The sequence below is a fragment of the Paenibacillus sp. B1-35 genome, assembly GCF_050474385.1.
Classification (GTDB): domain Bacteria; phylum Bacillota; class Bacilli; order Paenibacillales; family Paenibacillaceae; genus Paenibacillus_B; species Paenibacillus_B alvei.
This window is the reverse complement of sequence record NZ_JBCHVJ010000001.1, coordinates 1385829-1405599: the sequence shown is the minus strand read 5'-3', so window position 1 is coordinate 1405599 and position 19771 is coordinate 1385829. Positions and strand designations below refer to the sequence as shown.

Below are 19771 nucleotides of genomic sequence, written 5' to 3'. Positions count from 1 at the left end.
AATGATGAATCAAGCTAAGAAGGTACTTCTCGGCACATTTGCTGCTGTTATGTTAAGTACATTCATGCCGTACACGGGGAAGGCGGCAGACAATGAAATTCGAATTTTTGTGAACAACAAGCAATTGCGAACGGATGTTGCACCTTATTTGATGCCCGGCAAAAATGTGACCATGCTGCCGTTTCGGGCAGTTGGGGAGGCCACTGGAGCTTCTGTAGATTGGGATCAGGCAAATCGTAAGGTCGAGTTCCGAAAGGATGGACATACGATTCGATTGACTATTGGTGAAAGTAATGCGGAGGTGGATGGTCAAAATGTATCGCTGGACGTATCTGCCTCAATGCGCACTGGACGAACAATGGTTCCACTTCGTTTCATAAGTGAAAGTGTCGGGTTAAAGGTAGATTGGAATCAGCAGGAGCGCATCATCACAATTGGATCAGAGGACGGTGAAGCGATTCACGCAGAATCGATGCGTGGAACTTGGATATCGACCGTTTACAATATCGATTGGCCGCAGGATCCGAAGAAATCGGGCTTTAATGCCGAACGCCAGATGCAGCAATATACAAGCATGCTGGACAAGCTACAAGAATCGGGCATTAACGCTGTGTTCGTTCAAGTACGGCCAACCTCTGATGCGTTTTATCCCTCGAAGCTGCTCCCTTGGTCGGAATGGCTGACAGGAACACAGGGCAAGGATCCAGGGTATGATCCATTGAAATTCATGGTGGAAGAGACGCATAAGCGGGGCATGCAGTTCCATGCTTGGTTCAACCCGTACCGCGTAAGTCTACAAGGAGATTTATCCAAGCTGGTAAATGGTCATCCTGCAAAAGAACATCCAGAGTGGGTCGTAAAGCATTTGAACAAACTCATTTACAATCCAGGGGTACCTGAAGCTCGCCAGTTTGTGCTTGATTCCATTATGGAAGTTGTCAACAACTATGATATCGATGGCGTGCATTTGGACGATTACTTCTATCCATATGGTGAAGATAAGGAAGCATTTAAGGATAATGATACATATGAACGCTATAACAAAGTGTTCAATAACAAGGGAGATTGGCGGAGAAACAATGTTAATGAATTCGTTGAATCCCTATATAAGCAGATAAAGTCGGTGAAGCCAAATGTACAATTTGGCATAAGTCCATTTGGGGTATGGCGCAACTCCAGCGCAGATCCAACAGGCTCAGCAACAAAGGCTGGACTTAGCAGCTACGACAACCTTTATGCAGATACAAGAACATGGATCAAGAACCATTGGATCGATTATATTGCACCTCAAGTATATTGGCACATCGGACACAAGGCTGCTTCCTATGACACGTTAGTGAATTGGTGGGTCAAAGAGACAGCTGGCACAGGAGTTGAACTGTATATTGGTCATGCTGCCTATAAGCTTGCTGATGCAAATGAAACGGATTGGAGCAGCGCAGATGTACTTATTAAGCAGCTTGAGTTCAATTCGAGAATAGACACAGTTGCAGGAAGCATATTCTTCAGTGCCTCTGATTTGGTGAAAAACACAAAGCAAGTTTCGGATAAGCTAAAGCAATATTACGAAGAAAAATAGCACCAAGCCGTAATCATACAAATCATTCATTCAATTTAAATCAATTCATATCCCCTCCTGCGCGAGCATACATACAAGTAAAAGATTTATGTGTGCGAGGAGGGGCTTCCCGTGCAGATCAATGCGGTATTCGAGGGTGGAGGAGTCAAGGGAATATCGTTAGTGGGTGCGGTGCACTCCGCGGAGCAGCACGGGATGACATTTCGCCGTGTCGCAGGCACCTCATCAGGTTCAATTGTAGCCTCATTTCTTGCTGCCGGTTTTACAGCAGAAGAAATGGAGCGGCTTATTTTAGAAATGCCGTTTTCTTCCTTTTTACAGCGTGCGCCCATTTTCCAAATAATGTGGGCTGGGCCGGCATTGCGCTTGCTGTGGAAGAAAGGGTTGTATTCGGGTGAGGCGCTTGAGAAGTGGGTATATGATTGCCTATTGAAGAAAGGGATTCGGACGTTCGGGGATTTGAAAAAGGAGCAGTTGCGGATTATCGCGTCAGACATTACGAACGGGCGTCTGCTTGTTCTTCCCGACGATATTGCTAGCTACGGAATCGACCCATCCAAATTCCTTGTTAGTAGGGCTATACGGATGAGCACAAGCATTCCGTATTTTTTTGATCCAGTTATTCTTCGTGCGCCATTTGAAGCAAAACATGGCCACACGAAGAAGTTTGCAGAGCAGTTCTCCTATATTGTGGACGGCGGGATGCTCTCCAACTTTCCACTATGGCTGTTCGATGATGAAGTCGACTCGCGCACGAATCGGCTTATTCCGACGATCGGTTTTCAAATGGTCGGGAAGCAGGAGGGGCAGCCTCACCGTATAACAGGCTTGATTACGATGCTTCAGGCGATGGTGTCCACGATGATATCGGCACATGATCAACGCTATATCGATAAACAGAATCGATTCCGTACAATTAAGATCCCAACGCTGGGCATCGGAACAACAGATTTTGATCTAACAGTAGAGCAGAGCATGGCCCTGTATGAGTCTGGAAAGAAGGCGGGCAATGCTTTCTTTGATCAGTGGACGAGGGAAGCGTATGAGAAGATGTACAAGGTGCATTGTTGTGGAAAAATGAAGGTATGAAATAAAACAGCGCTTCGATGAACGATCTTTATCGATGCGCTGTTTTTTGATTATTTGGACTGTTGCCTTTTCTCATTCTTAGCCTTGCTGCCCTCAATAACCGTAAGCTTAGCTTGTGATCGGGGCCTTAAGCGCTTCTTCGCTTGTGGCGTACGTGCTGCTTTCAGCTTTGCTTCTGTACGAGGTGACATCTTTACTTTTACATTTTTCTTCGGCCCATACCGGTAGACGAGGAATACAATGGCAATGATGGCGATGGGAATTAGAATGGATATAGGGTCTCGTGTGAAGCTGCTTACTATTCCGATTCCAACCAGCACAGCCATTAGGAGCAGCAACCATCGCGGCAGTCGTACCATCGTCATCATCCCTTCTTGTCAATAGGTTAGTAGTGCTATTAAGATACAGCTTGATTGGATTGCAGTTCGCGATCAAGCTCGCGCATGCGATTGAAGGAAGCAATCGACACCTCTACTTGATCGTCAGTTGGCTCCTTCGTAGTCAATAGCTGCAGCCACAACCCAGGATAGCCAAGCCATCGAAGCACAGGCACATCCCGTAGGGCGTTTGTCAACCGCAGGAATTCGTAAGAGACGCCCATGACAACGGGAATAAGCAGCAGCCTCGGATAAATACGCTCCCATAAATTATCATATGGGATAAAGGAGTAAATAACGACACCAACGATGACGGACAAAATAATAAAACTGCTGCCGCAGCGGTAATGCAGTGTACTGAATTTCTGAACATTCTTCACTGTCAAATCAACGCCTGCTTCATATGCAGTAATGACCTTATGTTCAGCGCCATGATACTGGAATAGTCGTTTCACGATAGGTGTTTTGGAAATAAGCCACAGATAGCCAAGCAGGAACGCAATTTTAATGACCCCTTCGATAATCGTGTGGATCACAATGTTGTTGAATGTTGCCCCGAATATTAGTTCTTCAATGACAACCGGAACAGTTGTGAAAATAATTTTACTAAAGATAAGTGATAAAATGCCGACTACCGCGACCCCGACGATCATCGCCAGGTTCCACTTGGATTCCTTGCCCGCTTCAGCAGCTTCAATTCCTTCTTCATCCTCAGCGTATTTCTCTGCCGCGTAATTCAGATGCTGATAACCCTTCGCGCTCGCATCGAATATACCGACAATGCCTCGAATAAGCGGAATTTTTTTTAACCTTGCTACCCAAGGCTTATCTTTCTTTGGTACTTCGTAGAACGTAATGGATTTATCTTTGCGACGGACTGCCGTCACATTGACATGCTTCCCGCCGAACATTACGCCTTCAATTACGGCCTGTCCGCCGTAAATGGCTTTCTGATCTGACAACTGCTTCACCATCCTCATCTTGAATGCAATAACGCTTTGTGTTTGTACCGAAAGTGCCCCAAGCAAAAAGCACTTCACTATGTTGAAATTATAATAATTTTATTGTAGCGAATTTTGCTGACGTTTTCCACACCATGATTGTAAACCGCCTAGGTTGGTGCATACTACATACACATTGATATGAACACTTGGGAGGAATGGCAATGAATGAAAGGCAAGCAAGGGCTGAACGTCAGGGCAAGCGCACTGATCCGTTATCGTTTTCTGTTCAAATTGGCTTTTTTGCTGGACTAATATGGGGAGCGATTCGGTGGTTCGCCTATACTTTCCACTTTACATCGGTAATTCCGGGGATGATTGTAGAGCCGTTCTATCCGCATAAGTATCTCATGACACTTCAGGGTCAATTTGTAGGGTGGGGAGGATTCATTTTATTTTCCATTGCAGCTACCATTGTATATACTCTTATGCTGCGCAAGGTACCAGGCCCGATACCCGGCATTGTTTTTGGGATCGTATGGTGGATTCTATTGTATGTTGCGCCTGGGCCTCTGCTTGGCCTCGCGCCTCCGGCATGGAAGACAACGTGGAATACGATATGGACTGAATCTTGTATCATGCTCGTCTGGGGGCTGTTCATCGGCTATACAGTTGCTACTGAATTCAATAATGAGCAGGAGCGCGAGCCAGATCATGCGGAGCGATTACACATGAAAGGTGGGTCGGGGTATACAGGGGATAATGCGCAGCATTCTACTGGATCTGGCGGCGATAATTCTGGTATTCTGCCAAACAGCGGTGTTGTACATTCGTCAGACAACGTGGAATCCGAGAGGGAAGGTTCTGCTTTCCAAGAACGAAGGGATCCGAAACCGCTCATGTAACGAAATGCGTGATCTCATGCGGGATTTGCTGTATTGACGCTTCTCATTTTCTGCATCGTATGTTAAAATACGTGAGGATTCGTCTGTTGACGGTACGCTTGAGAGGTGGAATCATCATGGCTTGTTACTTGTTATTGAACGGACCGAACTTGAATATGCTCGGCATTCGCGAGCCTGGTGTCTACGGGAGCGAATCGTTGGCTGCGATTGAAGCACGGCTTACAGAGATGGCTGCATCTTGGGGCGTTACCCTGGAATCCTTCCAAAGCAACCATGAAGGGGCGCTCATAGACCGTATCCATGAGGCATATGGGACATGCGACGGTATTGTAATCAATCCGGGGGCACTTACGCATTACAGCTATGCGCTGAGAGATGCATTAAGCGCCGTCCGCATTCCGACAGTGGAAGTTCATATGTCCAACATACATAAGCGGGAAGAGTTTCGACACGTATCTGTAACTGCACCTGTAGTGGTAGGGCAGATTGCGGGATTCGGAGCATTAAGCTATGAGTTGGGATTGTCTGCTCTGCACCAATATGTGTCTTCATTACGGACAGAAGGTCAATCTCAAGAGTGACGGAACAATGCAAAGTCGGGAGATGATGAGAAGATGAGCCAATCACGTTTGACTCGTTTAAGAGAAGCAATGGGAACGAAAGGCTTGGAAGCCATGTTCATCACAAGTGCGGTGAACCGTCGTTACATGACAGGATTTACAGGTTCATCCGGCTATGTGCTGATAACGCAGAATCGTGCAGTGCTGATGACGGATTTCCGTTATATGACTCAGGCGCCGCAGCAAGCTGTGGACTTTGAGGTTATAGAACACGGCGCGAAGATGACAGATACGCTGAAGCAGCTTTTGTCTGACATGAAGATCAGTCGTCTTGGATTCGAACAGGATCACGTGGCATTCGCAACATATACAGGGTATCAATCTCAGCTTGAAAGTATCGAGCTTGTGCCTGTAAGCGGGCTGATCGAAGATCTTCGCATGATTAAGGATGAGGGAGAATTGGCCATCATGCGCGAGGCCGCACAGCTTGCAGATCGTACATTCAGCCATATTCTAGGCTTCCTCAAACCAGGTGTATCCGAGAAGGATATCGCACTTGAAATGGAGTTCTTCATGCGCAAGAACGGAGCAACATCGAGCTCTTTCGATACGATCGTTGCATCTGGCGAGCGATCCGCATTGCCGCACGGTGTTGCAAGTGACCGTATCATCCAAGGCAACGAATTCATTAAGCTTGACTTTGGTGCTTTGTACAACGGGTATTGCTCAGATATTACTCGTACTGTTGTTCTAGGCAAGCCGACAGACAAGCATCATGAAATTTATAATATTGTGCTTGAAGCGCAGTTGAATGCACTTCAACATATCCGTCCTGGAATGACTGGACGCGAGGCGGATGCCTTGACTCGTGACATCATTAAGAGTTATGGATATGGTGACCACTTTGGACACAGCACCGGCCATGGCTTGGGCATGGAAGTTCATGAATATCCAAGGCTGGCTTTCGGAAGCGATACGGTGTTAACTCCCGGTATGACCGTTACGGTGGAGCCTGGCATTTATATTCCAGGATTCGGCGGTGTACGTATCGAAGACGATATTGTGATTACGGAAGACGGGATTGAAATAATAACACAATCAACGAAACAACTGCTCGTATTAGACATGTAGTGACGGGCGCAGCTCAGTCCGATATCTAACCGGTAGCGTAACTGAGCATCGAACGTATTTCATTACGGTTAATCGGGGTTGCCATGCATGTAGGAGGGAATTTAGAGTGATTTCAGTAAACGATTTTAAAACAGGTTTGACGGTAGAAGTGGATGGAGATATTTTTACGGTTCTGGATTTCCAACACGTTAAGCCAGGTAAAGGCGCTGCGTTCGTACGCTCCAAATTGAAAAACTTGCGCAACGGCAACGTTACAGAGAAAACGTTCCGTGCAGGTGAAACAATCGGCCGTGCGCAAATCGATAACCGTGAAGTACAATACTTGTACAACAGTGGCGACGAGTATACATTCATGGACAATGAATCTTATGATCAATTCTCTTTGGACAAGAATCAATTGGAATGGGAATTGAACTTCTTGAAAGACAACATGATCGTTAACATTGTAAGCTATCAAGGTGAAATCCTTGGTATCAATATGCCGAATAACGTTGAATTGAAAGTTGTTGAAACAGAGCCAGGCGTAAAAGGCAACACGGCTCAAGGTGCAACGAAAAACGCTACAGTGGAAACTGGCTTGAACGTTCAAGTTCCACTCTTCATTAACGAAGGCGATGTTCTACTTATCGATACACGCGAAGGTAAATACATCTCTCGTGCTTAATAGTTGAATATGCTATTTTAAATCAAGCTCTGAATGCTTTATGCATTCAGAGCTTTTTCAATTTAAAGTACCACAATGGAAAAAATGTGCTATAATATGCTACTAAAAGAAAGTGCAAGCATTTCTATTTCATAGGGTGGGAGTGAGTCAGTGTGGCAGTATACGTCATGAAATTCGGAGGCAGCTCGGTAGGGAATATTGATAGAATGAAGCGGGTTGCCAAACGAATCGTAGAAAAAAAAGAAGAAGGCCACCAGTGTGTTGTTGTTGTATCAGCAATGGGAGACACGACAGACGAATTAATCGATCAATCTAAACGCTTGAATGAGAATCCTCCTGCGCGTGAAATGGATATGCTGCTCACGACAGGCGAGCAAATATCAGTTGCACTGTTATCTATGGCCATTCATCAAATTGGGCATCAAGCAGTATCGATGACCGGGTGGCAAGCAGGCTTCCGTACAGACGGTACATTTGGCAAGGCGCGTATTGTCGACATTCAAGCGGAGCGAGTAAAACAGGCCCTGAATCAAGGTCAAATTGTAATCGTAGCTGGATTCCAAGGCATGTCTGAGGATGGAGAGATTACGACATTAGGCCGTGGAGGCTCTGATACAACTGCCGTCGCGCTGGCCGCTGCCATTCAGGCGGATGTGTGTGAAATCTATACGGATGTGGACGGCATTTATTCTACAGATCCGCGAATCGTAAGCTGTGCCCGCAAGCTGAAGGAAATATCCTATGACGAGATGCTGGAGCTGGCTCACCTCGGAGCAGCGGTGCTGCACCCGCGTGCAGTTGAATATGCGAAGCACAATTCAGTGTGTTTAGTTGTTCGATCCAGCTTTACCTACAATGGGGGAACGATCGTGAAGGAGGAAGCAACAATGGAACAGGGTGTAGTCGTTAGCGGCATCGCATATGATAAAAATGTAGCGCGTATTAGCATTTTGGGCGTTGCTGATTTGCCAGGAGTATTGGCTAATGTGTTCGGAGCGCTTGCCGATGAACAAATAGATGTTGACATTATTGTACAGAGTGGCGTATTGAACGGTGAAGCCGACTTCTCCTTTACGACAGCGCTTGCTGATTGCGAGCGGGCAGTTGCAGTCATTGAGAACATTCGCAGCGAGGTTCCGTACCGTCAGGTCACATCAGAACGGGATTTAGTAAAAATCTCGATTGTAGGTGCAGGTATGGTCAGCCACCCGGGTGTTGCAGCTAAAATGTTCAACATTATTTCCAAAACCGGAGTCAGCATTAAAATGGTTAGTACTTCTGAAATCAAAGTATCCTGTGTTGTGGCAGCGGACAACTTACATGAGATTATTCGTGCTCTTCATACAGGCTATGGCTTGGACTCCTTGGAAGAAGCATTCGTTGGTGGCCCGAAAGAGCGAAGATAACAAACTCTATAAAAACAAAGTTAAAAATCACATTAGAATTTATCAATAATCCATCTGCTAATGTATAGCAATAGAGCGGTTATACCGGCAGCCATTAATGGCCCTACCGGTATGCCGCGCAGTAGGACGATCCCGATGATTGAACCGGCTACAAGGCCGACAATCATTTGTGGATCGTTTTTTAGTAATTCCAAACCTTTGCCATTCATAGAGGTAGCAATGGCGCCGCCCGCAAGAGCCATCATGCCCGGCCAAGAGGATAGCGCGGACCATAGGTCATGGGTGGTGATCCGTTCTGCGGCAAAAGGGACGAGCACGGCAATCGTAAGAAATAACAGCCCGAATTCCAACCCCCTACGTTCAATAGTAGGGAGATAGCGCTCCAAGTGGACAAGCTTAACGATGAGCAGAATACAGGCAGCAGTTGTAATAATTGAAGATCGGCTGATGAGACCTATGAGGATGAGTGTTACGAGTACGAATTCACCATTCATGTATCATGCTCCTCTGGAGAGAGTTGTTCACACTATCGCGCATATGTACAGCGGTCATTTTCAATGTATGAACAAGCCCCTCTGCTTTAGAACATGGACTGGCTGTCATCAAGTTCAAGTTCTCAATTGTAAGGCTACTCGAAAAGGAACGGCTTCATTGTGTGATTTTCTGTGAGGATGGGAACGAGTGTATATGCATTGACGGATGAACAGAACTCGACATCTTTCGCAAAGCCAAGTTTACATAATCTTTTGCCGCCGGAACATTGGTGAAGCGCCTCTGGTATGCGATCTGCATAAAATTGATAGGAGCTGTAGACGGTATATCCAATATCGTTCACGGTTAGATCGCTCCAGCTGCCAATACAACGTTGAAGCTCAGTGATAATAAGACCTGCACATAGACCATCCTCGAAGGCAAATTCATCCTGCGCCCCAGAGCAGAGCAATGCGACATCTTTGCGCAGCTTACAGGCGGCATATGCGGTCGCTTGTGCATTAATGATAGCTCCGGCCAATATATAATCTGCCTTCAATGCTTTTTGGATGGCCCTCGTACCATTCGAGGTTGTCAGCACGACTCGTTTGCCCTCGATGTCGTTCGTCATATATTCATAAGGGGAGTTCCCTGCAGCGAATCCTGTTATTTTTTTGCAGAATCGTTCTCCGCCTAATACATCCTCGTCTTTCGCAATTTGTTTCGCTAGAGATACCGTATCAACGGGAACGACACCGCTGGCGCCATGCTGGAGTGCTGTCACGATTGTACTTGTTGCACGCAGTACGTCGATTACGATTACTGTCCGGTGCGTCAAGTCAATGACTCGAGCTTCGTTTACGCTAGGGATGACATCGATGTGCATGTTGGTTCCCCCCTCTTTTTTTATTGTTCTCATTTATCAACCATTAGATCATGTAATGAGACTGAACCATGGCACTCATCGTGTCTGAACGGAGCCCTCTGCGCAGTGCTTCGAAGGCAAGAATATCATGTGGAGATACGTTGCCGATATTCGCATCTAGACCAATGGTTCGTAAGATTTCGACCTGTTGGTCCTTCTGTGGTGCTTCCCACATCAATCGATTAGGCGTGTGAACTGCTGCAGCAATCTGTTGGACTAGTGTGGTGTCACAACTACCGCCGCAATCAAATACGCCTACTCCCACACCGGATTCTCTTCCTTCTAGTGTCATCCATTCCGCTCCGTGTGCTAGATCTTCTGAAAATGTATTTACGATATCGTGAAGGACAAAGGGGGAGGAATTATCCTTTTTTCCATACTCTGTACAAACAAGAAGTCCTTCCTCGCAAGCGCGACGGATGAGTGCATTACGCTCCTTGCGTGACAAGGTGATTGTGCCGTCTGATACTTCAACGCCAGTAAAACCAGTCTCTCTCATCATATGAAAAAAAGCATCTACCATGCCTTGCGCGACAGCAATTTCTAAAAACGTACCTCCGGGAATAACAATCACATTATGCCGAGCTGCTGCTTCAAGCTTAGCGCTTAGAAGTAAAGGGGGAGTGACAGCGGAGGTTCCGAACCCCAGTTTAATCACATCAATATGTTCGTGGGCAAGCTCCAGCATATCTGTAAACTCGTTGATTCCCATTCCTTTATCCATGACCATCGTCATTCCCGTGGTACGTGGCTTCGCATTGCGCATTCTGCTTGGATCACATAATTGACTCGGCCAACAGCCAACTTGATTGTCAGTGAAGCTCATGGTTTACAATCTCCCTCATCTCATGAAGATAGTCAAACTATGAAGTCAATATATGCATAACTTGCCTGACAGGTGCCTAGCTGCTTGGAGATGAGTCTAGTTTCATGCGATTGACTGCTCTAAACAAGTCTTACCCTGCATACAATGTGACAACGTGATGTTTGGACAGGCAGCATTTATTTTGATATCAAAACGAAAGTCGAACTAGCAATATATGAACAGGAGGTGATAACGGTGACGATTGATAAATTCGTCGCAAGTATGGCAGGGCTGCGCATTATGTCTGGATGTTTGGAAATCGCTGCAGCCCTAATCATGTTGAAATTCAATGATGCGGAGAAGGCGCTGACAGTGAATTCATTGCTTGCACTGGTAGGGCCGCTTGTGCTTATTACAACGACAACGATTGGGCTAATAGGCATAGCCGATAAGTTGAATTGGACGAAGATTGCATGGATCGTAGCTGGCGTTACTTGCTTATTGATTGGCATTTTGAAGAAATAGCAGTTGTGCATATGGTCAATCCTGTTCATGGTGCATATTTGCAGGACAAGGGTCATACATATGGGTTACACAAAGGTTGTACTCAATGCCCAATGAAATAACGATGATGAGCCAAGGAGGATGGGGGAAGATGAACGCACACAGTTGGTCTGAGGTGCTGCCTCCTGCGCTGCGATCGATCTTAATGCGTCTGCCTGAGCGTATGCTGGATGAACTGGAAGAAGTAAGAGTTCGAGAAGAGCGTCCGCTTGAAGTTAGCACAATGGGTGAATTTCATTTTGTGACTAAGGACGGAACAGTGACGGATAAGCCTGATACAGCTTATCGGCCTAATCGTGAAGACAGCCTTCAATTACTCGATTATGTAACGAATCATTCATTGTATACGATGGAGGAAGAACTGCGGCGAGGCTTCATTACAGTGGCCGGTGGACATCGAATTGGACTAGCAGGTCGGACAGTGCTGACGCAAGGCAGAGTGAGCCATCTTCGCGATATAACAGGCTTTAATTTGCGTATCGCCCGTGAGGTAGCTGGCATTGCAGATGAAATTATTCCGCAACTGCTCGATTTCGCTCATCGGACAATCTATAGCACACTCGTTGTGTCGCCCCCACAACATGGCAAGACTACCATGCTTCGCGACATGGCGCGTGCCGTTTCCTCTGGTTGTTGGAATCACCCGCAGGCGGTCTGGAAGGCGCTTAAAGTAGGAATTGTAGATGAGCGTTCTGAAATTGCAGGCTGTATGAAAGGGGTACCAAGCTATAATCTTGGCTATCGTACCGATGTCATCGATGGCTGCCCCAAGGCAGAAGGATTGATGATGTTTATCCGTTCTATGTCTCCTGACGTGCTCGTTGTGGATGAGTTCGGCAGAGAAGAAGATTATGATGCGATGCGGGAGGCTATACATGCAGGCGTAAGGATGATTGCCTCTGTTCATGGCTCAGATGTAGAGGATATACTTCGCCGACCAGGCTTGGCTTCTTTGCTGGATGAAGGTGGATTCTCACGAATTGTAGTGCTGCGGCGGACGTCAAGGCAATGGCAGCGCAAAGTGTATGACGGCAAGTTGAGAGCACTGCAGCCGGGTCTTGTGTCGAAAATACGGGGAGGAGGTGGCTGTCACGTATAAGTTGCTTGGAGCAGCGATTCTCATATCCGCTGCCGCTGGAATCGGATGGGTCCAAGCGGCTGCATATGCGGCAAGACCGAAGCAGCTGCGGCTTTTGCATCATGCGCTTGCAAGGTTGGAGACAGCCATCGTGTACGGACAAACCCCGCTCTCTACGGCATTTTATGATATTGCGCAACAAATGCCTGCCGCTTTACGTGATATATTCATCAGCGCATCGAAGGCGATGGGACATTCGGCTGCATTTCCATTAACGGCGAGAGAAGCTTGGCAGCAGGCGTGGGATCACTATGGCAGCAATACTGCGCTTTCCAAGGAGGATTTGCGAATCGTTAAGGAGCTTGGGTATTCGCTTGGAATAAGTGACCGAGAGGATCAAAGTAAGCATATCAAGCTTGCCATCAAGCAGCTTGAGCAGGAGGAATGGAGCGCACGGGAGGATCATAGCCGATATGGCAAAATGACCCGCAGTCTTGGTGTGCTAGCTGGTTTGCTCGTCGTAATCTTGATGTATTGAGGTGCCAGAAGATGAATGTAGATGTCAGCGCCATTTTTCAAATTGCCGGAATCGGAATTATCATCGCGATGATTCACACCGTGCTGAAGCAAATGGGAAAGGAAGATATGGCTCATTGGGTGACGGTCATCGGCTTTGTTGTGGTCTTGTTCATGGTCGTTCGCTTGCTGGATCACCTATTCCAAGAAATCAAAACAATCTTCTTATTTCAATAAAACTTTGGTAGGAACATAGGTCAGGTGATTTCATGGAAATCATTCAAGTCGTAGGACTCGGGCTATTGGCGACGATTCTTGTTTTAGTTGTCAAGGAGCAAAAACCGATGTTTGCATTTATCATCTCAACCTTTGCTGGAATTGCCGTCTTTCTGTTCCTTATCGGAAAGATTGAGGTTGTCATTCAAGTGCTGGAGGACTTGGCTGAACGGTCAGGCATACAGCCCATTTACTTGAAGACGATATTAAAAATGATTGGTATCGCCTACATCGCGGAGTTCGGTGCCCAAATTGTTCGGGATGCAGGACAAGATGGCATGGCGTCCAAGATTGAGCTCGCGGGGAAGGTACTTATCATGGTGCTGGCCATTCCGATTATTAGTGTCATTATCGAAACCGTGATGAAGCTGCTTCCTGCGTAAGGTGGAGTGCGAATGAACCGAATTCAATGCCAAGAACGACAGTGGATATTCCTTATTAGGAAGCGATCGTGGATGTTATTGCTGCTTTGCGTGTTGTTCGCCAGTATGGGCACGGCATTCGCTGATCCGACGTCAGAAGTCAAGCCGGTACCGCAACAGATTCAAGAAGAAGGACGCCCGAAACCTGACGCGACAGCAGTATGGGTTGAGGAGCAGACGAAGCGATTGCAGACGGGAGAGGTTGAGCGTTACTGGAACGATCTTTTGGTGAAGTATGGGGGTTACTTCCCTAGAGATTCAATGCCAGATTTCGTTGATTTGCTGCTTCCTGGTGGGGAAAAGTTGACGGTCAGCAATGTATTCAAGGCAATCGGAAAATTTATGCTGCAAGAAGTATTTATGAATGGCAAGTTGATTGTCACGATTGTCATACTCGTTGTATTCAGTATGGTGCTGGAAACGTTGCAAACCGCCTTTGAGCGCAATACCGTAAGCAAAATTGCCTACACGATTTCATATATGGTTATTATTATTCTTGCGATTAACAGCTTCCAAATCGCAATCGGATATGCCAAGGAAGCAATAACGAGCATGATTAACTTTATGATGGCGATGATTCCCCTGCTGCTGACCTTACTTGCTTCGATGGGAAGTATGGTGACAGTTACCGTTATGCATCCGCTCATTATTTTTATGGTGCATATGGTTGGAACGTTAATCTATGTTGGTGTATTTCCTCTCCTTTTCTTTTCGGCACTGCTGCATATCGTTAGCTCGATCTCTGACAAATACAAGGTAACACAGCTTGCTAATTTGATGCGCAGCATTAGTGTGGGTTTGCTCGGTGTGCTGCTGACGATATTTCTGGGCGTTATATCTGTTCAGGGAGCTACAAGCTCGGTTACTGATGGGGTATCGATTCGAACGGCTAAGTATATTACTGGTAATTTCGTTCCGGTCATTGGCCGCGCATTTTCGGATGCGACGGATACGGTGGTTTCAGCATCCCTGCTTGTAAAAAATGCGGTAGGGTTGTCAGGGGTCATTATATTGCTATTCTTATGTGCATTCCCAGCCATCAAAATATTAACGCTTGCGCTAATCTATAACGCCTCGGCTGCGATTATGCAGCCGTTGGGAGATTCTCCGGTGTTGGGATGTCTGAAAACGATTGGCAAGAGCATGATCTATGTATTTGCAGCTCTCGCTGCTGTCGGGCTAATGTTCTTTCTGGCCATTACGATTCTGATTACGGCAGGCAATGTGACGGTGATGATGCGCTAGCATTGAGGAAACGGAGTGAACGCGATGAGCTGGTTAAGTCAATGGATGAAAGAAATCATCATGATCATCATGCTTGCTACGTTCATTGATCTGCTGCTGCCCAATCGCTCGATGCAGCGCTATGTCAAGCTAATGCTCAGTTTAATTATACTGCTAACCTTATTGTCACCGGTACTGAAGCTGTTCGATGCGAAGCTAGCAGACCAATTGGCGAGTGAATGGAGCTCTTCGCTGTCTTCATCGTTGATTGCGGAGAGGGATCAGACAGCAAGCATCACGGAGATTCGCAGGAAGGGAGAACAGCTTGCTCGAGAACAGGAAGCGAGCGCACTCCGTCTAGCAGAATCGGAAATTGGAAATCAGATGAAGGAACAGCTTGCGCTCGCGTTCCGTCAAAGCGCTCAAAATAAGGATGGAATTGAGAATCGCACAGCAGAGGGACAGGTACAAGTGGAACAATTGCAGGTTAAGCTTGCACGCAATGTGAAGGGAGAACCGATCATTGAACGAATCGAATTGGCTCTTTCTGCTGGACAGGCTCCATCGTTTGTTGCTGAATCACCCGCATTTGCGAACTCAGATAGCGGAGTGGAGTCTGTAAAGCCTATTCAGCGCATTCAAATTAATGCTGGATCGAGTATGCAGGAGAAACAGGATAGGGGACAGCCGCAGCAATCGAAGTCAATACCTGCTTCTGGCTATGCAGAGCAACTGGAGAAAGAGACCGAACAATATCGCAGCAGGATGGCTAATCAAGCAGTACGATCGTTAATGAGCTCTTGGATTGTGAATGCAGAAAAAATTAAGGTGGAATGGACGCATAAGGATTCGAAGCTATGAGGCAGAAACATTGAAATGTTTAGCTTGAACAGATTAGACCCAAAACTTTTTGAAAAATTAGCATATATTCCAAGCTCTCGCATATAGGTGAAATAGGACAAGTAAGACAAGTCCATTCGATTGCAAAGGAGTCGATCATGTTGGCGAAATGGTTGCAGCAGATTGAATCGTGGATCGGAAAAGGCAGCAACGGCTCAAAGCGCATACGTTCGTTCCGCTGGCTGCTCCTGCTCGGTCTTGTCGGCGCAGCACTGCTACTTTTCGGCTCATTCCAACCGCAAGGAAGCGGCGGAGGATGGTTTGGGAGCAAGGGCAGCGCGGACAGAGAGCCGCCTACAGTCGGGGCCTTTGATTCGATGGACACCAAGAATTCATCTGATAAGGCTTCATCGAGTGTATTCGAGTCCATTGAGCAGTCATTTGAAGCACGCGTCAAAAGCATTTTGGAAGAAATCGTCGGCGTCGGACAAGTTGATGTGCTTGTCACTATCGATTCCACAGAGGAACTGATTGTTCAGCGCAACTTTAAAGACAATCAGCAGCAGACGGAAGAGACAGACGCGAACGGCGGAAAGCGGCACACCACCCAATATACGCGCGATGGACAGATCGTAACGCTGGAAGCCTCGGGCAATCAAGCTCCAATCGTGACGAAGCGCATTAAACCGAAGGTGCGCGGGGTTATTGTCGTTGCGAAGGGGGCGGAGAATGCGACGGTGAAGAAGATGGTTGTTGATGCTGTTGAAAAAGGCTTGAACGTACCAGCATACCGAATTTCAGTCGTACCGCGCAAGATTGCTCAATAAGAATGGATTTGGATGATGAGAATGAATATTAGGAGGGTAATGAAATGAATACAAAAAGACAGACGATATGGTTGGTATCTATGCTGAGTTTGATGGTTGTATTGTCCGCTTACTATTTATTCACAGAAGACACATCGGCTCCGGCCAAACAAACGGTTGACAATGTACGTACAGAGCAAACGCTGAAGGGAGATGCGACAGAAGTTGGTCAGCTGCCCGAAATTAAAGTGACTGAGGTATCTACAGGACATGGTACTGATCCGAGTGCTACGGATAAGGATGGTGCCGCTTCAACTCAGGACAACGGCAGCCAAAATAACGCAACTGGCACTCCTGCAACCAATGGCAGTGGCGCTGAAGCCGACGGTAAAAATACTGGAACAGATACTAGTGCGGCTGCCAAGGAAGACAAAGAAAAGGAAATGCTGGATAAAATTGAAGCAGAGGGCGTTATGAAGCGAAGCACTATTGAGGAGCTGCAAATGCAGCGAGCTGAGAAGTATCAGCAAGAGATGGAGAAGCTAATGGGTGACCTTAACTCAACAAGCAGTGAGAAGACAGCTGCCGTTCATGATGAAATGGGCAAGCTGGAAGATCATGAAACAAAATTAGCGGCCCTGGAAACCGAGCTGCAAAAGCAATATCACAGCGCAGTTATTACACAGGATAACGATAAATATCAGGTGCTCGTACAAAGCAACAAACTGGAGGCTAAGGATGCTGTTGAGATTGTAGACAAAGTCATGAAGGATTTGAATGTGACGCAAGATAAAATTGTCGTAGAATATGTCAGTGAATAGCGAATAACCTCGAATCAAGCCCAGTTGCAAACTGGGCTCTTTCCATTTGGAACGATTATGTTATAATACTAACGTCTGTAGATTGTCCTTTTATACGTTGTCCATAAAGATGGCTTTCATTTGGAAAAGCAACGAAAGGTCTCTCAGCATGGAATCTTGCATTCATTCTCAAGGATTGCCGCATAAAATTAGCATCATTAGCGCAACATCATGCGTTCTTCGATGTAAGCAGCCATAGTGCTTCATGTTGTTAAGCTGATCTACAGATTGGCCACAGTCTGTATAGGCAGCATGCGCTGAGTGTCCTTGCAGCCATTTGGTGCGGATTACTGCTCTCTTTTTGGACATGTAATTGCAGTGTGATATCTACCTTGCTATAAGAGACTTATCAATTGTCACGAGGAGTGAAATATGTTGTTCAAGATTGGCGAAATCAAAGAACTGATCAAGCTGTTGGACCAAACTTCCGTGCAGGAATTGGAAATCGAGAACGAAGGTTATCGTCTTTCCATTCGCAAGCCCGGCAAGACTGAAGTTATTAGTGTTCAACCAGCACCTGCACAGCCTACATATACCCCGGCTCCAACTGTACCTGCTCAGCCAGCTGCAGTTGAGACTGTTTCTGCGAACCCTGCAGCAAATGTTGTTGCCGACACGAAGGAGCAAGCAGGATTGCATAAGATTGTGTCTCCGATGGTAGGTACTTTCTATCGTGCGTCCTCTCCAGATTCCCCTCCTTTTGTGAACACAGGCGACAAGGTTAATGAGAAATCAGTCGTATGTATTTTGGAAGCGATGAAGCTAATGAATGAGCTGCTCGCAGAAGTCAAAGGTGAAATTGTTGAAATTCTTGTAGAGAATGGCCAGTTGGTTGAATTCGGTCAACCTTTATTCTTGGTGAAGCTGGATTAGTGGATATGTTATCCCAAACAGATGTCAAGCCAAGGAGGTCTAAACATTGAAATTTCAGAAGATTCTAATTGCTAACCGTGGTGAAATCGCTGTTCGCATCATTCGAGCTTGCCGTGAACTTGGAATTGCCACTGTTGCTGTTTACTCGGAAGCTGATCGAGATTCCCTTCATGTACGTCTCGCGGATGAAGCATACTGTATTGGTCCGACATCTTCCAAGGAAAGTTACTTGAACTTTACGAATATAATGAGCGTTGCTACTTTGACGGAATGCGATGCCATACATCCAGGCTATGGATTTTTGGCAGAGAATGCTGACTTCGCTGATATTTGCGAGTCATGCGGCATTACCTTCATCGGGCCATCTTCAGACGCGATTGAGCGTATGGGGGATAAGGCTGTCGCGAAGCAAACGATGAAGGATGCGGGGGTTCCTGTTATCCCCGGTTCCGACGGACTGGTCGAAGATGTAGAAGAAGCCCTTATGATTGCACGTGATATCGGATATCCGGTCATCATCAAAGCAACCGCTGGAGGCGGCGGCAAGGGCATTCGGATTGCTGAAGATGAGGATATGCTCGTAAAGCAAATTACGACAGCACAGCAAGAAGCTGAAAAAGCCTTCGGCAACGCTGGTGTTTATTTGGAAAAGTTTTTGACAGGCATGAAGCATGTTGAAATTCAAATTATCGCAGATAAGCATGGTAATGCTGTATATCTAGGCGAACGTGATTGCTCTGTGCAGCGCAGACGTCAGAAGCTGGTTGAGGAAGCTCCTTGTCCAGTATTGACACCTGCAATTCGAGAGCAAATGGGCGAGGCTGCTGTTCGCGCTGCATTGGCTGTTAATTACTCGGGTGCCGGGACTTTGGAATTTTTGTTTGGGCCGGACGGTAACTTCTACTTCATGGAGATGAATACACGTATTCAGGTTGAACATCCTGTTACAGAAATGATTACAGGAATCGATCTCATCCAAGAGATGATACGGGTAGCAGAAGGTAATCCATTATCGTTCCGACAAGAAGAGGTTCAATTTAACGGATGGTCCATTGAATGTCGTGTGAACGCAGAAGACCCAGATCGCAACTTTATGCCTTCCGCAGGGCAAATTCAGTTTTATTTGCCGCCGGGAGGTGCGGGTGTGCGAGTAGACAGCGCAGCGTATCCAGGCTGTGTGATCTCTCCGCACTATGACTCGATGATTGCAAAGTTGATTGTGTGGGCTCCGACTCGCGAACAAGCAATTGATCGCATGAAGCGTGCGCTTGCAGAGTTCGCCATCGAAGGCATTCATACGACAATCCCGTTCCATCAACGGCTGCTGCGGCATCCGAAGTTCGAACAAGGGGATTTTGACATTAAGTTCCTGGAAGAGCATGAGGTCTAGAATATCATCAAGAGTAATTTGTCATAAAAATAGACAAATGCTATAGTTATGATTATGACGGACAAGAAC

The 19771-nt window shown here is 46.6% G+C and carries 23 protein-coding genes; 18 read left to right on the top strand and 5 right to left on the bottom strand.

The window, feature by feature from the left end; all coding sequences use genetic code 11:
* Positions 1–4 precede the first annotated feature (4 nt).
* Positions 5–1579, top strand: a complete 1575-nt coding sequence (locus tag ACQ5BJ_RS06085) for a family 10 glycosylhydrolase (RefSeq protein ID WP_430109446.1) — start codon at positions 5–7, stop codon at positions 1577–1579.
* 111 nt (positions 1580–1690) lie between these two features.
* On the top strand, positions 1691–2668 hold the full coding sequence (locus ACQ5BJ_RS06080; protein ID WP_268622768.1) for a patatin-like phospholipase family protein: 978 nt from the start codon (positions 1691–1693) through the stop codon (positions 2666–2668).
* A gap of 50 nt (positions 2669–2718) precedes the next feature.
* Here ACQ5BJ_RS06080 and ACQ5BJ_RS06075 read toward each other — a convergent pair whose 3' ends face one another.
* A complete protein-coding gene (locus ACQ5BJ_RS06075) occupies positions 2719–3027 on the bottom strand; it encodes a hypothetical protein (RefSeq protein ID WP_163976989.1) in 309 nt (102 codons plus the stop codon).
* Positions 3028–3065: 38 nt separating this feature from the next.
* Positions 3066–4019 carry a DUF1385 domain-containing protein gene (locus ACQ5BJ_RS06070; RefSeq protein WP_268598115.1) on the bottom strand — a complete coding sequence of 318 codons (954 nt, stop codon included), beginning with the start codon at positions 4017–4019 and terminating at the stop codon, positions 3066–3068.
* 191 nt (positions 4020–4210) lie between these two features.
* Between ACQ5BJ_RS06070 and ACQ5BJ_RS06065 the strand changes: the two genes are divergently transcribed.
* The 5 genes from ACQ5BJ_RS06065 (at position 4211) to ACQ5BJ_RS06045 (ending at position 8652) form a co-directional block, all read left to right on the top strand.
* Complete coding sequence (locus ACQ5BJ_RS06065; RefSeq protein ID WP_005546682.1) at positions 4211–4891, top strand: YqhR family membrane protein; 681 nt, start codon at positions 4211–4213, stop codon at positions 4889–4891.
* Positions 4892–5007: 116 nt separating this feature from the next.
* Positions 5008–5472 (top strand): type II 3-dehydroquinate dehydratase, encoded by a 465-nt coding sequence (gene aroQ / locus ACQ5BJ_RS06060; protein WP_005546683.1) that lies wholly within the window; start codon positions 5008–5010, stop codon positions 5470–5472.
* Positions 5473–5505: 33 nt separating this feature from the next.
* Positions 5506–6582 carry a M24 family metallopeptidase gene (locus tag ACQ5BJ_RS06055; RefSeq protein ID WP_005546684.1) on the top strand — a complete coding sequence of 359 codons (1077 nt, stop codon included), beginning with the start codon at positions 5506–5508 and terminating at the stop codon, positions 6580–6582.
* 106 nt (positions 6583–6688) lie between these two features.
* Positions 6689–7246: an elongation factor P gene (gene efp, locus ACQ5BJ_RS06050; protein WP_005546685.1), complete on the top strand. Its 558-nt coding sequence runs from the start codon at positions 6689–6691 to the stop codon at positions 7244–7246.
* Positions 7247–7398: 152 nt separating this feature from the next.
* The gene (locus ACQ5BJ_RS06045) at positions 7399–8652 is read left to right on the top strand and encodes an aspartate kinase (RefSeq protein ID WP_005546687.1); all 1254 of its coding nucleotides are present in this window, start codon (positions 7399–7401) and stop codon (positions 8650–8652) included.
* 32 nt (positions 8653–8684) lie between these two features.
* On the opposite strand, the gene ACQ5BJ_RS06040 is transcribed toward ACQ5BJ_RS06045, so the two are convergent.
* The 3 genes from ACQ5BJ_RS06040 to ACQ5BJ_RS06030 form a co-directional block, all read right to left on the bottom strand.
* A complete protein-coding gene (locus ACQ5BJ_RS06040) occupies positions 8685–9146 on the bottom strand; it encodes a DUF441 domain-containing protein (RefSeq protein WP_005546689.1) in 462 nt (153 codons plus the stop codon).
* 134 nt (positions 9147–9280) lie between these two features.
* Positions 9281–10009, bottom strand: coding sequence for a 2-phosphosulfolactate phosphatase (locus ACQ5BJ_RS06035; RefSeq protein WP_262866597.1), 729 nt, complete (start codon positions 10007–10009; stop codon positions 9281–9283).
* 43 nt (positions 10010–10052) lie between these two features.
* Positions 10053–10874: a phosphosulfolactate synthase gene (locus tag ACQ5BJ_RS06030; protein WP_367667965.1), complete on the bottom strand. Its 822-nt coding sequence runs from the start codon at positions 10872–10874 to the stop codon at positions 10053–10055.
* Between the two features lie 234 nt (positions 10875–11108).
* Here ACQ5BJ_RS06030 and ACQ5BJ_RS06025 point away from each other — a divergent pair, with 234 nt between their 5' ends.
* The 11 genes from ACQ5BJ_RS06025 (at position 11109) to accC (ending at position 19702) form a co-directional block, all read left to right on the top strand.
* Positions 11109–11378 (top strand): YqhV family protein, encoded by a 270-nt coding sequence (locus ACQ5BJ_RS06025; protein WP_005546695.1) that lies wholly within the window; start codon positions 11109–11111, stop codon positions 11376–11378.
* A 130-nt stretch (positions 11379–11508) separates the two neighbouring features.
* Positions 11509–12516: a stage III sporulation protein AA gene (gene spoIIIAA / locus ACQ5BJ_RS06020; protein WP_163976981.1), complete on the top strand. Its 1008-nt coding sequence runs from the start codon at positions 11509–11511 to the stop codon at positions 12514–12516.
* Positions 12500–13033, top strand: a complete 534-nt coding sequence (gene spoIIIAB, locus ACQ5BJ_RS06015; RefSeq protein ID WP_040735828.1) for a stage III sporulation protein SpoIIIAB — start codon at positions 12500–12502, stop codon at positions 13031–13033. Before spoIIIAA ends, spoIIIAB begins: the two co-directional genes overlap by 17 nt.
* 11 nt (positions 13034–13044) lie before the next feature.
* Positions 13045–13248: a stage III sporulation protein AC gene (gene spoIIIAC, locus ACQ5BJ_RS06010; protein ID WP_005546700.1), complete on the top strand. Its 204-nt coding sequence runs from the start codon at positions 13045–13047 to the stop codon at positions 13246–13248.
* 32 nt (positions 13249–13280) lie between these two features.
* Positions 13281–13670, top strand: a complete 390-nt coding sequence (spoIIIAD, locus tag ACQ5BJ_RS06005; RefSeq protein ID WP_005546701.1) for a stage III sporulation protein AD — start codon at positions 13281–13283, stop codon at positions 13668–13670.
* A gap of 12 nt (positions 13671–13682) precedes the next feature.
* Positions 13683–14954, top strand: coding sequence for a stage III sporulation protein AE (gene spoIIIAE / locus ACQ5BJ_RS06000; RefSeq protein WP_005546702.1), 1272 nt, complete (start codon positions 13683–13685; stop codon positions 14952–14954).
* Between the two features lie 24 nt (positions 14955–14978).
* Positions 14979–15794: a stage III sporulation protein AF gene (spoIIIAF, locus tag ACQ5BJ_RS05995; protein ID WP_430109076.1), complete on the top strand. Its 816-nt coding sequence runs from the start codon at positions 14979–14981 to the stop codon at positions 15792–15794.
* 137 nt (positions 15795–15931) lie between these two features.
* Positions 15932–16600, top strand: coding sequence for a stage III sporulation protein AG (gene spoIIIAG, locus ACQ5BJ_RS05990; RefSeq protein WP_005546704.1), 669 nt, complete (start codon positions 15932–15934; stop codon positions 16598–16600).
* A 44-nt stretch (positions 16601–16644) separates the two neighbouring features.
* Positions 16645–17400: a SpoIIIAH-like family protein gene (locus tag ACQ5BJ_RS05985; RefSeq protein WP_430109073.1), complete on the top strand. Its 756-nt coding sequence runs from the start codon at positions 16645–16647 to the stop codon at positions 17398–17400.
* Between the two features lie 414 nt (positions 17401–17814).
* Entirely contained in the window at positions 17815–18312 is a 498-nt protein-coding gene (gene accB / locus ACQ5BJ_RS05980; RefSeq protein ID WP_040735926.1) for an acetyl-CoA carboxylase biotin carboxyl carrier protein, read from the top strand.
* A gap of 46 nt (positions 18313–18358) precedes the next feature.
* Entirely contained in the window at positions 18359–19702 is a 1344-nt protein-coding gene (gene accC, locus ACQ5BJ_RS05975; protein WP_005546707.1) for an acetyl-CoA carboxylase biotin carboxylase subunit, read from the top strand.
* Positions 19703–19771 lie beyond the last annotated feature (69 nt).